We start from the raw sequence: 13,826 nt of genomic DNA on the forward strand, positions 1-13,826 counted from the left end.
AGGGCGTGTCGGCGGAGCCGCCACTTCCCCACCCCGTGCACACCGACCATCCGCGCCATCGCACTCGTCCCCCGAGTTCAGCAGCACTGTTCACTTCAAGGAGACGACATCGCCTCCGCATTCGAACCACACGGTCTTCCCGCCCCCGGACCACGGCGACACTCCCCACTTGTCGGTCATCGCGTCCAGCAGGAGGAGGCCGCGGCCGTTCTCCGCCTCCGTGTCCGACACCTGCGGGATGCGCGGCAGTTCATCGCTGCCGTCCGTGACCTCCACGCGTACGCCGGTGCGCTGCCGCAGCAGCAGTAGTGCGCAGCGGCGGTCCGGGACGTGGCGTACGACGTTGGCGAGCAGTTCCGTCACGCCCAGCTCCACGGCGTCCGACAGCTCGGGCATGTGCCACTCGTCCAGGAAGGAGCGGACGATGCGGCGGATGTGCCGGGGGGCGTGCGCGCCGACAGTCAGACGCATCGCGTACTGGGCCGGAATGTATTCGTTCACGAGACGAGGCTGACGTGCGGTGACTACCCTCGGCTACGGAACGAATACAACCGGTTCCGTTGTGGACCGCGTTGCGCGAGAGGGGCTTTCGTCGTGACCCACATCAACTCCCTCGACCCGGGTGCGTCGCCGCTCGACTACTACGGTTTCGAGCTGCGGCGGCACCGGGAGGCCGCCGGGCTGACGCAGCGGCAGCTGGGGGACATCCTCAACTACACCGGCTCCCTGGTGGGCCAGATCGAGACGGCCCGGAAGCTTCCGACGCCGGAGTTCAGCGAACGGGCGGATGCGGCGCTGGGCACGGACGGAATGTTCTCCCGCCTCGTCGAGTTGGTGTTGCGGAGTCGGCTTCCGGCGTGGTTCCAGCAGGTGGCGGAGCTGGAGGGCAGGGCTCTGGAGATCTGCACGTTCCAGACCCACGTGGTGCACGGGCTCCTGCAGGCACGCTCATACGCCCGTGCCGTCCTCGGAGTGCTGGATCAGACCGACCTGGATGATCGCACTGCCGTACGGCTGGCCCGCCAGCGCATCTTCGAGAAGGAGATGCCCCCGGTCCTGTGGATGGTCCTTAGCGAGGCGGCGCTGCACCAGGAAATCGGCGGTGCTGAAACCATGCGGGGTCAACTGGGCCACCTGTTGGCTTTCGAGCGCAACTCCCGGATCAACATCCAGGTGCTCCCGTTCTCGGCCGGTGCGCACGTCGGGCTTGAAGGCGCATTCAACCTCTACCGATTCGAACGCGACCCGGACATTGTCTATACCGAGGGGTATGGCAGCGGGCATCCGACCGCAAACCCGGACACCGTCAAGGACTGCTCGCTCCGTTACGATCATCTTCGTGCCGCCGCGCTTTCCCTCAAGGACTCGGCGGAGTTGATCCGGCGCGTAATGGAGGAACGCTATGGCCAGCACGGCGGGGATCCTGTGGCGTAAGTCCAGCTACAGCGGTGACCAAGGCGGTGATTGTGTAGAGGTCGCCGAAACCTCTGCCATCATCGCTGTGCGCGACTCCAAGACCCCGGCGGGACCGATCCTCACCCTCGATCCCGCCGCCTTCACCGCCTTCGTCAACTGGACGTCTACAACCGCTGAATGATCGTGCCGGTGGCCAAACCGCCCCCCGCACACATGGTGATCAGCGCGAACTCCTTGTCCGCGCGCTCCAGTTCGTGAAGTGCCGTCGTGATGAGCCGGGCCCCGGTCGCTCCCACCGGGTGCCCGAGCGCGATCGCGCCGCCGTTGACGTTGACCTTCGACAGGTCCTGGTCGAAGACCCGCGCCCAGCTCAGCACCACGGACGCGAACGCCTCGTTGATCTCCACGAGGTCGATGTCCTTCAACGACATCCCGGCCTTGCCCAGCACCGCGTTGGTCGCGTCGATCGGGCCGTCGAGGTGGAAGTGCGGGTCGGAGCCCACCAGCGCCTGGGTCACGATCCGGGCCCGGGGCCGCAGCTTCAGCGCCCGGGTCATCCGCTTCGACGCCCACATGATCGCCGCCGCCCCGTCGGAGATCTGGGACGAGTTGCCGGCCGTGTGCACCGCCGTCGGCATGATCGGCTTCAGCGCGGCCAGCGCCTCCGCCGTCGTGTCGCGCAGGCCCTCGTCCTTGTCGACCAGGCGCCACATGCCCTGCCCGGCGTGCTGCTCCTCCTCGGTGGTGGGGACCTGGACTGCGAACGTCTCCCGTTTGAAGCGCTCCTCCGCCCAGGCGTGCGCGGCCCGTTCCTGGGAGGCGAGGCCCAGCGCGTCGACGTCGTCGCGGGTCAGGCCCCGGTGCCGGGCGATCCGCTCGGCCGCCTCGAACTGGTTCGGCAGGTCCACGTTCCACTCGTCGGGGAACGGCTTGCCCGGCCCGTGCTTCGAGCCCGACCCCAGCGGCACCCGGGACATCGACTCCACCCCGCAGGAGATGCCGACGTCGATCACGCCCGCCGCGACCATGTTGGCCACCATGTGCGAGGCCTGCTGGGAGGACCCGCACTGCGCGTCCACGGTCGTCGCGGCCGTCTCGTACGGGAGCCCCATGGCCAGCCAGGCCGTGCGCGCGGGGTTCATGGACTGCTCGCCGGCGTGGGTGACCGTACCGCCGACGATCTGCTCGACGCAGTCGGCGGGGATGCCGGTACGGCCCAGGAGTTCGCGGTAGGTCTCGCCCAGGAGGTAGCCGGGGTGGAGGTTGGCGAGCGCGCCGCCGCGCTTGCCGATGGGGGTGCGTACGGCTTCGACGATCACGGGTTCGGCAGCCATGGGTGCGGGTCCTCTCCGGGAGGCTCAGCGGAACTAGTACGCGTTCTAGTTCTGCATGCAGTGTGCTGAGGGCCACTCGATGACCGCAATAGTCGTGCGGGCAATTGGCAGGCCCGTGCCTCTTGCTACTTGTAGAACCCGTTACTACCGTCGCCGCAACTCCGCACAGCTGATGGGCCGTCAGACCGATGAGTCGGTACGAGTGGTGGGAGCCGCCCATGCCCTGTCCCGCGCTGCCCGAGGGGTTCGACTTCACCGACCCCGACCTGCTGCACCACCGGGTGCCCCTGCCGGAGTTCGCCGAGCTGCGCCGCGCCGAACCCGTCTGCTGGGTGCCGCAGCCGGCCGGTCTCGCCGGCTTCCAGGACGAGGGCTACTGGGCGGTCACCCGGCATTCCGACGTCAAGTACGTCTCCACGCACCCGGAGTTGTTCTCGTCGTCCCTCAACACGGCGATCATCCGCTTCAACGAGCACATCGAGCGCGACGCCATCGACGCGCAGCGGCTGATCCTGCTCAACATGGACCCGCCGGAGCACACCCGGGTCCGGCAGATCGTGCAGCGCGGCTTCACGCCCCGGGCGATCCGGGCGCTGGAGGGCAGGCTGCGGGCGCGGGCCCACTCCATCGTCGACAGCGCCCGCGCGCACACCGGGCCGTTCGACTTCGTCACCCAGGTCGCCTGCGAACTGCCCCTCCAGGCGATCGCCGAGCTGATGGGCGTCCCCCAGGAGGACCGGGACAAGATCTTCGACTGGTCCAACAAGATGATCGCGTATGACGATCCCGAGTACGCCATCACCGAGGAGGTCGGCGCCGAGTCGGCCACGGAGATCATCGCCTACGCGATGAACATGGCCGCCGACCGCAAGCAGTGCCCGGCCCACGACATCGTCACGCAGCTCGTCGCGGCGGAGGACGAGGGCAACCTCAGCTCCGACGAGTTCGGCTTCTTCGTCCTGATGCTGGCCGTCGCCGGCAACGAGACCACCCGCAACGCCATCACCCACGGCATGCACGCCTTCCTCACCCACCCGGACCAGTGGGAGCTGTACAAGAGCGACCGCCCGGACACGGCGGCGGAGGAGATCGTGCGCTGGGCGACGCCCGTCGCGGCCTTCCAGCGCACCGCCACGCAGGACACCGAACTCGGTGGCAAGCGCATCCGCGAGGGCGACCGGCTGGGGCTGTTCTACGCCTCGGCCAACCACGATCCCGAGGTCTTCGACGACCCGGACACCTTCGACGTCACCCGCGACCCCAACCCGCACCTCGGCTTCGGCGGCGGCGGTCCGCACTACTGTCTGGGCAAGTCCCTCGCCGTCCTGGAGATCAACCTCATCTTCAACGCGATCGCCGACGCCATGCCCGGGCTGAGGCTCGTCGGGGATCCACGGCGCCTGCGGTCGGCGTGGATCAACGGGGTGAAGGAGCTGCCGGTGAGCATCGGTTGAGGGAGGACCCCGCCGGTGGGGCCGAGTTCACAGCGGCGTTCTCGCCGAGCACATCCACGGCAGCCGGGAGATCAGCCAGCCGTCGCCCAGGGGGGCTCCTTCGGCGGTGAGCAGGATGCCCGAACGCGCCCGTACGGCGTCCGCCAGTGCCGTTCCGCGCGGTGCGTGATCCTCGGCCACGGCCTGCGCGAGTGCCGTGAGAGCGGCTCTGGCGCGGCGTACCGCGCACGTCTGGGGGTGGACGGCCCACACCTCGCGGTCCGATGCCGCCCGGCGCAGGTGAGCGAACGAGACCAGCCCACAGTCCGTCGGCGTGAGGACGGGACCCGTACCCCTGAGGAAGCGCGCGAACCGGTCCTGCGGCGCCAGCACCGCCAGCGCGCCACCGGGGCCCGGCGCGAGCCCCGCTTTGCCGGCCTCCTCGACGACCGAGCGCCCGAGCGCGCGCCAGCGGGGTTCCTCGTCCGGGGCGACGGCGAGCGCGCTCACGCCGAGGGCCGTCGCCGCCTCCACGATCCGGCGGGCCAGCACGTCCCCGTCCGGTGCCCAGCTCAGCGCGGGCGCCCCGGCCCTGACGAAGGGAAGCAGACAGGGGAGCCGGGCGGCTCGGTACACCGGCAGGGCCCTGCGGGCGCCCTCCGTGTCGCTGTGGCCGACGACCGCCGCGTGTCCGGCGCAGACCACGGTCCGGGCGACCTCCGGCGCCTCGTCGTAGACGTGCCACTCGGCGGCGTCCGGGCGGGCCCTTCGGATCCGTTCCAGCTGGCCGAGGAGGGCCGCTCCCCAGTCCGTGCGCGGCCCGGTCAGCGGTGCGACGACGGCGATGCTCGGTCTGGCCACCCGGTCAGCCCCAGATCAGTGAGTCGCCGCTGGTCACGACGGCCCGGGTCGCGGTCTCGGTGTCCGCGGCGCACTGCACGCCCCCGAGGACGAGGGCGGCGGCGAGAAGTGCGAACAGGCCACGGAGCAGATGAGAAGCGGGCATGAGGGTCCCCCTGGATGATCGTCGCTCGACAGGTGTCGAGTCGCTGGTCGGCCGGTGCGTGGTCGGCGGCGACCGCTGGGCGATCATCATGTTCCGGCGGAGCCGTCCGCGGCCATCCGGAGGGAGTTCCGGCACCGGCCATGGCCAGGGGCGGACGGCCGGCGGAGCAGGGTGCAGTCCATCGCTGTCCGTTCCGCCGTCGGTACGGCGGTCCGAAGGGCGGTCCGAATGGCGGACCACGGGTTTCCCGCTGCGGGGGACCCTTCCTAAGATCCCCGAGGGAGCGCTTCACGGGGGACAGCGCTCGTCACTCAGTAGGGGGACCCATTCCGGTGGACGTGCGTGCCCGAGCCCAGGAGCTCTACCGCTTCGCTCTCGACAACGCGGACTGGAACCCGCAGACCCTCACCGAACACCGCGGCTGGAGCGGGAGCGAGCTCGCCGGCGCTCTCCAGCTGCTCGGCGAACTCGGCCTGTTGGTGCCGTCGTCGGGCCACCACAGCGGCTGGACGGCCCTCGCCCCGGACACCGCACTGCGCAAGCTGCTCCTCGACGAGGAACAGCACACGGACGCCCTGCTGAGCGCCGTCCGACGGACCCGCTCCGCGCTCGCCCAGGTGTTGGCGGACTTCCAGCCTGTGCACGCCCGGGAGTTGGCCTCCGTTCAGATGGAGGTGGTGGATGGTATGGCCAATGTGTCCGCGGTGCTGGAGGACGCCTCACGGCGGGCGGAGGAGGAAGTGCTGTCCCTGCACCCCGGTCGCCCGCTGCCCGCGGAGATGGTGAAGGCGGGGCTCGAACGCGACCGGCTCGTGCTGGGCCGCGGCGTGCGGATGCGGACGATCCATCTGCGCTCGGCGGCCGCCGCCTCCCACATGACGGCGTATCTGCGGCGGCTGAACGGGTCGGGCGCCCAGGTCCGCACTGCGCACACCCTGCCCATGCGGCTCATCGTGGTGGACGGCTCGCTGGCGATCGTGCCGGCGTCCCGGACCGCGGACGGGGAGATCGCCGCCATCGTGCTGCGCGGCGAGACGCTGGTCGGGGTGTTCCGGGGGATCTTCGAGCACAGCTGGGAAAGCGCCGCCGTGCTGACCGAGTCGGCGACCGACAGCCCCGAGGGCGACTGGCGCCCGACCGGCCGCCACCGTGAGCTGGTGCGGATGCTCGGGGGCGGACTCACCGACGAGGCGATGGCCCGCAAGCTCGGGGTCTCCGAGCGCACGGTCCGTCGCCTCGTCTCCGAGCTGACCGAACGGCTAGGAACGGCCAGCCGGTTCCAGGCCGGTGTCTGCGCGGTCCGGCTCGGCTGGCTCGACGACTGACGTCTGCCGCGGGGCGGCCGCGCTGCGGCCCCACGCCGTGCCCGCGAGCACGAGGAGCGCGCCCAGCAGCCCCAGCCAGCCCGGCCGGTCGCCCGCGAGGGTGACCCCCACGACGGCGGCCCACACCGGCTCGGTGCCCAGCAACAGGCTGACCCGGGACGGCGACGTACGGCGTACGGCCCACATCTGCACGAAGAACGCGAACAGCGTGCAGAACACCGACAGGTAGAGCAGCCAGAGCCAGTCTCCGGCGTCCAGTTCCGCCGCGGCGGCCCACGTGGTGCTGCCGGTGCCGGGCAGCGTGGACAGCACCGCGAACACCACGACCGCACCGCCGAGTTGAACCGTGGTCATCGACATCGAGTCCGCGCCCTGCACCGACCGCATGCGCGACATCGCCAGCACGTGCACGGTACGGGCCACGGCCGCGCCCAGCATCAGCAGATCACCGAGGGACGGCGCGGTGAACCCGGCGCCCTGCGTGAGGAGCAGAACACCCAGCACCGAAAGACCCGCCGCTGCCAGGAACGCCCCGGAGGGCCGCCTGCCCGTGATCCGGCTCTCCGCGAGCGGCGTGAAGATCATGGTGAGGCTGATGATGAGCCCGGCGTTGGTCGCCGAGGTGTGCACGACGCCGTACGTCTCCAACAGGAAGATCCCGGACAGGATCAGCCCGAGGACACCGGCCCCCCGCAGCTGCGCCCCGTCCAGCGCCTTGAGCTTGCGCCACCCGGTGCCGACCAGGACCGGCAGCACCACACCGAACCGCAGGACCAGCACGGCGAGTACGGTCTGCGCCGTGGTGACCTCCTTGGCGGCGAGGTAACTGGAGCCCCACACCACCGCCACCAGCAGGACGGGCAGATCGGTCAGCCAGGCGCGGCGGGCCGCTTTGACGGTCATGGGGGGGCTCCTAGGGCAGCGGACGGTGGAAGTCGGGAGAGGGGGGCTCAGCGCGCCGTGTAGGCGATCACCAGGACGTCGCGGTGGGCGGCGCGTTCGGGGTCCACCGGGTGCACCGGGGTCACCGAGTGCAGCGTGCGGCGGTCGTCGCCCAGCAGGAGGTCACCGGGCTCGGACAGGGTAGCTGTGATCAGGTGTTCGCCCGCGTCGGTGTAGACGGCGCTCTCACCGCCGGTGACGTTGCTGCGGCCGATGAGCAGCGAGGTGATGAAGGTGACTCCGTCCCGGTGCCGGCCCTCCGGTGCGGGCCGGCCCTGCTGGTCGGCGGACGCGCTGATGCGGTACGGGTGCAGTTTCACGTTCCACGACGCCGTGCCGTCGACGTCGGTGAAGATCCGGCCGAGTTCGACGATGACGGACCGCAGCAGCGGGTCACCGGTGAAGGACTTCGTCAGCGGGTCGAAGACGCGCTCGATGCCGCCGTTGAGCGGATTGATGTCCGACTCCTGACGGTACGGCGCGTGCGGGAGCAGGGTGAGGGCGCCCGCGGCCGGGTCGAGCTCGAACTGGCCGTAGCGGCGGTACCGGTACGTGCCCCCGTCGGCCATGTACGTGTCGAGGGTGAGTTCGTCCCAGTGCGCGGCGAACCGCGCCCAGTCGGTGGCGCCGACACCGGCGAGCGCGGAGAGCTGCGCCGAGGGCATCAGATGACCGCCGTGGCCGGCGAGGGCGTTGACGGCGGCGTCGGCGGCGGGGTGACGGGTGGCGGCAGTGGTCATGGCGTACTCCGTAGGTGAAACCGCGGGTGGGATCCGCGAAGGAAGGGGAAGGGGCGAGCAGCGGGAGCGGAGGGTCAGACGGTGGCGAGGACCGGGGCGGCCGCAGGGGCGAACGGCGCCGACTCCGCGCTGATCGAACGCTCCTCCCACGCCTCCCGGTCGCGCAGATACAGCGGCGCTCCGACGGTGATGGAGCGCGTGTCGGCACCGCCGCTGCGCAGCCGCCAGGTCACGGACCCGGTGGTGCGGGCGGCACAGGCATCGATGAACACCTGTGTGGCGAGCCGCAGTTCGCCGAACCAGCGGCCTTCGAGGGCCTCGCGGGTCCAGACCTGCTCCAGATGCCGCTTCTCGCGGATGAGTTCGGCGTCCAGGCAGGCGCTCTCGATGTGCCGGTAGCCGCTGAGCAGGAGCCAGGCGGCGGGCATCTCCCGGATCTCGAGGACCTTCTCGCCGTCGTCGAGGTGCTCCAGGCCGGAGTAGCGGCCGAGTCCGTACGCGCCGACCCTCCGGTTGAGGCGGTCGATCAGCCCGGTCAGGGGCAGCGGCTCTCCGTCGAGAGCGACGGGCCGTCCTTGCTCGAAGGTGACGGTGAGGGTGTCGGTGTCACCGGGGAGGGCGGTCGGCCGGCTCCAGGTGTACATCTCCTCGGGGACCTCGTGGAGCTCGGGGTCGTCGAGGATGCCCGACTCGAACTCGCGGCACCACAGGTTGGAATCGCCGCTGACGATCCGACCGGCGAGCAGATCGATGCCGGCGTCGCGCAGTTCGGCCAGCTTGTCGTCGCGCGTGACGGGATCGAGGTCGTAGGGGCTGCCGAACACGCCCTCGTACCCGAGCAGCGTCAGCGCCCCGTTGAGGCGGCGCAGGGTGTTCTGGGAGCGGTTGGCGGTGTGCAGCACGGCCTGCGCGCCGAGCGCACGGGCCAGTTCGACCGCGCTGTGGGCGATCAGCGGACGGCTCAGCGTGGAGCTGACGGGATGGATCCCGAGGTACACGGCCTGGGCGGCGATCGCGGGAGCGACGTATTTCTCGGCGAACTCGGCCCGCCGGTGGAGGATGTGGATCGTCGCGCCGAGCGCCTCGGCGACCTGGCGTTTGTACCCACTGGACTCGTCCTCGCCGATGTCCACGCTCACGGCGTGCACCTCGCGGATGCCCATTCGCCGCAGCCGCAGCAGCAGATACGAACTGTCGAGCCCGCCGCTGAACAGCGTCACGACGGGGAGGCCCGGGTCCAGGGAATCGAGCTGCGAGAAGGAACGAATGAGCGGGGAACGCATGGACTCTCCAACCTCTGCACTGGTCACAGGCAAGGAGACTTCCGTGCGGACCCCCGGCCCGACAATGCGTCGCGGCAGTCCGCGCCCGGCCATGACCGGACCCGGACGCGGATCTCGATGCCGGTCACGGGCGAGGCGCCCCTCGAGATCGCCCCACGGGAAAGGCGGCGGCCCAGGGGATCGGAGGCCGCCGCCTCGGGTCCAGAGGAACAGCTACCGAGGCTGCCCGCAAAGCCCTCTCTTGCTAGAAGTGGCCGTATCCGGGACGAGGGTTCCGGCTGTGACCTGGTGCGCTCTCCACGACCTCGCTTCGTACGTGACCCGGGTCATGTGGGGCGCCTCACCGCCGGGACGCCTCGAACGTGACCGGCGTCTCGAAGGCCGCCCGGCGCGTGGCCCTGCGCAACGCCCTGAGGACCGCCGGCCCGACGGTGAGCGTCAGCACGACCGTGACGACCGCCCGGCCCAGGTCCCAGCCGAGCGAAGTGGCGACGCAGTACGCGACGAAACGGGCCAGATTCGTGGCGACCGGCGCGTGCGGGTCGAAGGCCACGTTCGAGGCGAGAGCACCCATGAACGGCCAGCCCGCCATGTTCATCACCGTGCCGTACGCGAACGCGGCGAGGAAGCCGTAACCGGCGAGCATCACGAGCTCGGCCCGGCCGCGCAGCCGGTCGGGGCCCGGCAGCAGACCGGCCCCCATCGCGAACCAGCCCATCGCCAGCATCTGGAACGGCAGCCACGGCCCGACCCCGCCCGTGAGCAGCGCCGACGCGAACATCGTCACCGAGCCGAGGACGAAGCCGAAACCCGGGCCGAGCACCCGGCCGCTCAGCACCATCAGGAAGAACATCGGCTCGATGCCGGCGGTACCGGCCCCGATCGGCCGCAGGGCCGCTCCCGTGGCGGCCAGCACACCGAGCATCGCGACCGCCTTCGGGCCGAGACCGGCCTCCGCCACGGCCGCGCCCGCCACCGCTACGAGCAGCACCAGCAGGCCCGCGAAGAGCCAGGGCGCGTCCTGGGCGTGCGCGCTGAGCCGCGAGGTCGGCGGGGTGAGGAAGGGCCACGTGAAACCGGCGACGCCCACCGCGCTGACCAGGGCCAGGGCGAGGACGGAGCGCGGGCCGAGGCGCACGGCCCGGGCCTGCCGCACGCGGGTCGTCGGGGCGCCCATCAGCCGGCCTCGGGGTGCAGGGCCGCACGGACCTCGGTGACCGTGAGCCAGCGCTGCGGCGCCAGGATCTTCGTGACCTGCGGGGCGAACGACGGCGACGACACCACGATGTCGGCCGTCGGCCCGTCGGCGATCACTTCGCCCTCCGCCAGCAGCACCACCCGGTGCGCCAGCTCGGCCGCGAGCTCCACGTCGTGCGTGGCCAGGACGATGGCGTGCCCGTCGGCGGCCAGTGCCCGCAGGACCGTCACCAGCCGGGCCTTCGCCGCGTAGTCCAGGCCCCGGGTCGGCTCGTCCAGAAGGAGCAGCGGCGGCCGGGCGGTCAGCACCACGGCCAGGGCGAGCGCGAGCCGCTGCCCCTCCGAGAGGTCGCGCGGGTGGGTGCCGTCGGTGACGTCGGGCAGCAGCTCCGAGACCAGGGCCCGGCAGGTGCCGGGGGCCGCGCCCGCGTCCCGGTCGGCCGCCGCGCACTCGGCGGCGACGGTGTCGGCGTAGAGCAGATCGCGAGGCTCCTGCGGGACCAGGCCGACCTTGCGGACGAGGTCCTTCGGGGCGGTGCGGTGGGGCGTGGCCTCGCCCAGGCGGACGGTTCCGGAGCTGGGCTCGACGAGGCCGACCAGGGCGTTGAGGAGGGTGGACTTTCCGGCGCCGTTGCGGCCCATGAGGGCGATGGTCTCGCCGGGGGTGAGGGTGAGGTCGATGTGGCTGAGGGCCTGGACGCGGCCGCGGGTGACCGAGAGGGCTCGTACCTCGCCCAGGGGGGTGGGAGGTGTCGATCGCTTGCGGGTGCGGGATGTCGGTGGCTTGTCGCGCAGTTCCCCGCGCCCCTCGGGGGCGGCGTTGTGCAGCTCGCGCTTGAGATCTCCTGCCTTGCGGCGGGCGTCGCGGACCGTCAGGGGGAGGGGGGTCCAGGCCGCCAGGCGGCCCAGGGCGACCACCGGGGGGTACACCGGCGACACGGCCATCACCTCGGCCGGGGGGCCCAGGACCGGGGCGGCGCCCGGGGCGGGCAGGAGGACGACCTGGTCGGCGTACTGGATGACGCGTTCCAGCCGGTGCTCGGCCATGAGGACCGTCGTGCCGAGGTCGTGGACGAGCCGCTGGAGGACGGCCAGGACCTCCTCGGCGGCCGCCGGGTCGAGCGCGGAGGTCGGCTCGTCCAGGACGAGGACGCTCGGGTGCGGGGTGAGGACCGAGCCGATCGCGACGCGCTGCTGCTGGCCACCGGAGAGGGTGGCGATCGGGCGGTCCCGCAGGCCGGCGAGGCCGAGCAGGTCGAGCGTCTCCTCGACGCGGCGGCGCATCACGTCCGGGGCGAGGCCCAGCGACTCCATGCCGTAGGCGAGTTCGTCCTCGACGGTGTCGGTGACGAAGTGCGACAGCGGGTCCTGCCCCACCGTGCCCACCACGTCGGCCAGCTCGCGCGGCTTGTGGGTGCGGGTGTCGCGGCCGGCGACCGTGACCCGGCCGCGCAGGGTGCCGCCGGTGAAGTGCGGGACGAGCCCGCCGACCGCACCCAGGACGGTGGACTTGCCCACGCCGGACGGGCCCGCCAGCAGGACGAGTTCGCCTTCCGGCACCTCGAAGTCGACGCCCTGGACGGTGGGTTCGTCCGACCCGTCGTAGGTCACGGAGACATCCTCGAAGCGGATCACGACGGCTCCTGGGGGTCGGGGGCGACGAACGAGGGCAGCAGGCCGAGGAGTACGGCCGCGGTCGGCCAGAGGGGGAGGGCGGGGGCGACCAGGGGGACCACACCCGGGTGCAGGGCCGCGGGGTCGCGGGCCGCGGCGAGGGCCAGCAGGGCCGCGACCGCGACGCCCGAGGCGGCGACCAGCCAGGCGCGCACGTCCCAGCGGTCCGGGCGGTAACGGGTGCGCAGGGACCGGCGGCCGCCGAGCTTGAGGCCCGCGAGGGCGGCGGTGAGACCCGCGAGGAGCACCGGCAGGCCGTACGCGGCGCCCTCGGCCGTGAGCAGGCCGTACGTTCCCGCGCAGACGCCCAGCAGACCGCCGAGGGTGAGGGCGGAGGTGGTACGGCGTACGGCGGGCGGGACCCGGGCGGTACGGCCGTAGCCGCGGGCGTCCATCGCGGCGGCCAGGGAGACGGAGCGCTCCAGCGCGCCCTCCAGGACCGGCAGTCCCACCTGCAGCAGGCCCCTGACGCCCCGGTCCGGACGGCCGCGCAGGCGGCGGGCGGCGCGCAGGCGCCGGACGTCGGCGACGAGGTTCGGCGCGAAGGTGAGGGCGACGACGACCGCGACGCCCAGCTCGTACAGGGCGCCCGGGAGGGACTTCAGGAGGCGGGAGGGGTTGGCGAGGGCGTTCGCGGCGCCGACGCAGATGAGGAGGGCGGCCAGTCTCAGACCGTCGTAGAGGGCGAAGGTGAGGGCCTCCGCGGTCACCTCGCCGCCGAGGCGGATGCCCTGGGCCCAGGCCGGGAGGGGGAGCTCGGGGAGGGTGAGGAGGGTGTGCGTGCCGGGGATGGGGGAGCCGAGCACGGTCGCGAAGAGGAGGCGGACGCCGATCACGGCGAGGGCGAGTTTGACGAAGGCGCCGTAGGAGCGGGACCAGGGGGTGTCGGGGCGGCGGGTCGCCACGACGTACGCGGAGACCGCGATGAGGAGACCGAGGAGGAGGGGGTTGGTGGTGCGGGTGGCCGCGGTCCCGAGACCGAGCGCCCACAGCCACCAGGCACCGGGGTGCAGTTGCGCCCGGCGTCGGCGCCCCGGCGGGGGCGGGGGGTCGCCCCCCAACACCCCGGCGGCACGACTGCCCGCAGGCCGGGAGGGACGGATACCCACGCCCTCGCACTCCTCAGCGGCACGGCTGCCCGCGGGCGGGGTGGGGTGGTCACCCACGGGGGCGTACTCCGCTGCGGCGCGGCTGCTCCCAGGCGGAGCGGGGCGGTCACCCGCGCCGTCGTGCTCCTCTGCGGCGCGGCTGCCCGCGGGCGGGGTGGGGTGGTCACCCGCGCCCTCGTGCTCCTCTGCGGCGCGGCTGCCCGCGGGCGGGGTGAGGTGGTCACCCGCGCCCTCGTGCTCCTCTGCGGCGCGCCTGCCCGCGGGCGGGGTGAGGTGGTCACCCGCGCCCTCGTGCTCCTCTGCGGCGCGCCTGCCCGCGGGCGGGGTGGGGCGGTCACCCGCGCCCTCGTACTCCTCAGCGCCCGGA

General features: G+C 72.1%; 14 protein-coding genes. 4 read left to right on the forward strand and 10 right to left on the reverse strand.

What is annotated here, in order from left to right; translation table 11 throughout:
• Positions 1-90: 90 nt before the first annotated feature.
• Positions 91-501, reverse strand: a complete 411-nt coding sequence (locus tag ACFZDI_RS19950; protein WP_391252074.1) for an ATP-binding protein — start codon at positions 499-501, stop codon at positions 91-93.
• 93 nt (positions 502-594) lie between these two features.
• On the opposite strand from ACFZDI_RS19950, the gene ACFZDI_RS19955 reads away from it, so the two are divergent.
• Both ACFZDI_RS19955 and ACFZDI_RS19960 read left to right on the forward strand, forming a co-directional pair.
• The gene (locus ACFZDI_RS19955) at positions 595-1,434 is read left to right on the forward strand and encodes a Scr1 family TA system antitoxin-like transcriptional regulator (protein ID WP_391252076.1); all 840 of its coding nucleotides are present in this window, start codon (positions 595-597) and stop codon (positions 1,432-1,434) included.
• Entirely contained in the window at positions 1,403-1,597 is a 195-nt protein-coding gene (locus ACFZDI_RS19960; protein ID WP_391252078.1) for a DUF397 domain-containing protein, read from the forward strand. The genes ACFZDI_RS19955 and ACFZDI_RS19960 overlap by 32 nt, the downstream gene beginning before the upstream one ends.
• Here the strand turns inward: ACFZDI_RS19960 and ACFZDI_RS19965 are convergent.
• A complete protein-coding gene (locus ACFZDI_RS19965) occupies positions 1,581-2,750 on the reverse strand; it encodes a steroid 3-ketoacyl-CoA thiolase (protein WP_391252080.1) in 1,170 nt (389 codons plus the stop codon). The genes ACFZDI_RS19960 and ACFZDI_RS19965 overlap by 17 nt on opposite strands.
• Before the next feature lie 218 nt (positions 2,751-2,968).
• On the opposite strand from ACFZDI_RS19965, the gene ACFZDI_RS19970 reads away from it, so the two are divergent.
• A complete protein-coding gene (locus ACFZDI_RS19970) occupies positions 2,969-4,204 on the forward strand; it encodes a cytochrome P450 (protein ID WP_391252082.1) in 1,236 nt (411 codons plus the stop codon).
• A gap of 27 nt (positions 4,205-4,231) precedes the next feature.
• On the opposite strand, the gene ACFZDI_RS19975 is transcribed toward ACFZDI_RS19970, so the two are convergent.
• On the reverse strand, positions 4,232-5,044 hold the full coding sequence (locus ACFZDI_RS19975; RefSeq protein WP_234845299.1) for a hypothetical protein: 813 nt from the start codon (positions 5,042-5,044) through the stop codon (positions 4,232-4,234).
• Between the two features lie 4 nt (positions 5,045-5,048).
• Positions 5,049-5,189 carry a hypothetical protein gene (locus tag ACFZDI_RS19980; protein ID WP_234845300.1) on the reverse strand — a complete coding sequence of 47 codons (141 nt, stop codon included), beginning with the start codon at positions 5,187-5,189 and terminating at the stop codon, positions 5,049-5,051.
• A gap of 338 nt (positions 5,190-5,527) precedes the next feature.
• Here ACFZDI_RS19980 and ACFZDI_RS19985 point away from each other — a divergent pair, with 338 nt between their 5' ends.
• On the forward strand, positions 5,528-6,514 hold the full coding sequence (locus ACFZDI_RS19985) for a LuxR C-terminal-related transcriptional regulator (protein WP_391252085.1): 987 nt from the start codon (positions 5,528-5,530) through the stop codon (positions 6,512-6,514).
• Here the strand turns inward: ACFZDI_RS19985 and ACFZDI_RS19990 are convergent.
• From ACFZDI_RS19990 to ACFZDI_RS20015, 6 genes are all read right to left on the reverse strand, one after another.
• Positions 6,449-7,417 carry an EamA family transporter gene (locus ACFZDI_RS19990; protein ID WP_391252087.1) on the reverse strand — a complete coding sequence of 323 codons (969 nt, stop codon included), beginning with the start codon at positions 7,415-7,417 and terminating at the stop codon, positions 6,449-6,451. The genes ACFZDI_RS19985 and ACFZDI_RS19990 overlap by 66 nt on opposite strands.
• A 47-nt stretch (positions 7,418-7,464) precedes the next feature.
• Positions 7,465-8,196 carry a 2OG-Fe dioxygenase family protein gene (locus tag ACFZDI_RS19995; protein WP_391252089.1) on the reverse strand — a complete coding sequence of 244 codons (732 nt, stop codon included), beginning with the start codon at positions 8,194-8,196 and terminating at the stop codon, positions 7,465-7,467.
• A 74-nt stretch (positions 8,197-8,270) separates the two neighbouring features.
• Positions 8,271-9,479 (reverse strand): argininosuccinate synthase-related protein, encoded by a 1,209-nt coding sequence (locus ACFZDI_RS20000; protein ID WP_234845304.1) that lies wholly within the window; start codon positions 9,477-9,479, stop codon positions 8,271-8,273.
• Positions 9,480-9,819: 340 nt separating this feature from the next.
• Complete coding sequence (locus tag ACFZDI_RS20005) at positions 9,820-10,656, reverse strand: ECF transporter S component (protein ID WP_391252092.1); 837 nt, start codon at positions 10,654-10,656, stop codon at positions 9,820-9,822.
• Positions 10,656-12,311 (reverse strand): ABC transporter ATP-binding protein, encoded by a 1,656-nt coding sequence (locus tag ACFZDI_RS20010; RefSeq protein WP_234845306.1) that lies wholly within the window; start codon positions 12,309-12,311, stop codon positions 10,656-10,658. The genes ACFZDI_RS20005 and ACFZDI_RS20010 overlap by 1 nt, the downstream gene beginning before the upstream one ends.
• On the reverse strand, positions 12,308-13,414 hold the full coding sequence (locus ACFZDI_RS20015; protein WP_391252282.1) for a CbiQ family ECF transporter T component: 1,107 nt from the start codon (positions 13,412-13,414) through the stop codon (positions 12,308-12,310). Before ACFZDI_RS20015 ends, ACFZDI_RS20010 begins: the two co-directional genes overlap by 4 nt.
• Positions 13,415-13,826 lie beyond the last annotated feature (412 nt).

The organism is Streptomyces sp. NPDC007907 (genome assembly GCF_042959365.1).
In the GTDB taxonomy this organism is placed as follows: domain Bacteria; phylum Actinomycetota; class Actinomycetes; order Streptomycetales; family Streptomycetaceae; genus Streptomyces; species Streptomyces indiaensis.

Coding starts and splice junctions, on each gene's coding strand:
- ACFZDI_RS19960 (WP_391252078.1), top strand. CDS start 1,403: ATGGCCAGCACGGCGGGGATCCTGTGGCGTAAGTCCAGCTACAGCGGT.
- ACFZDI_RS19965 (WP_391252080.1), bottom strand. CDS start 2,750: ATGGCTGCCGAACCCGTGATCGTCGAAGCCGTACGCACCCCCATCGGC.
- ACFZDI_RS19970 (WP_391252082.1), top strand. CDS start 2,969: ATGCCCTGTCCCGCGCTGCCCGAGGGGTTCGACTTCACCGACCCCGAC.
- ACFZDI_RS19980 (WP_234845300.1), bottom strand. CDS start 5,189: ATGCCCGCTTCTCATCTGCTCCGTGGCCTGTTCGCACTTCTCGCCGCC.
- ACFZDI_RS19990 (WP_391252087.1), bottom strand. CDS start 7,417: ATGACCGTCAAAGCGGCCCGCCGCGCCTGGCTGACCGATCTGCCCGTC.
- ACFZDI_RS19995 (WP_391252089.1), bottom strand. CDS start 8,196: ATGACCACTGCCGCCACCCGTCACCCCGCCGCCGACGCCGCCGTCAAC.
- ACFZDI_RS20000 (WP_234845304.1), bottom strand. CDS start 9,479: ATGCGTTCCCCGCTCATTCGTTCCTTCTCGCAGCTCGATTCCCTGGAC.
- ACFZDI_RS20005 (WP_391252092.1), bottom strand. CDS start 10,656: ATGGGCGCCCCGACGACCCGCGTGCGGCAGGCCCGGGCCGTGCGCCTC.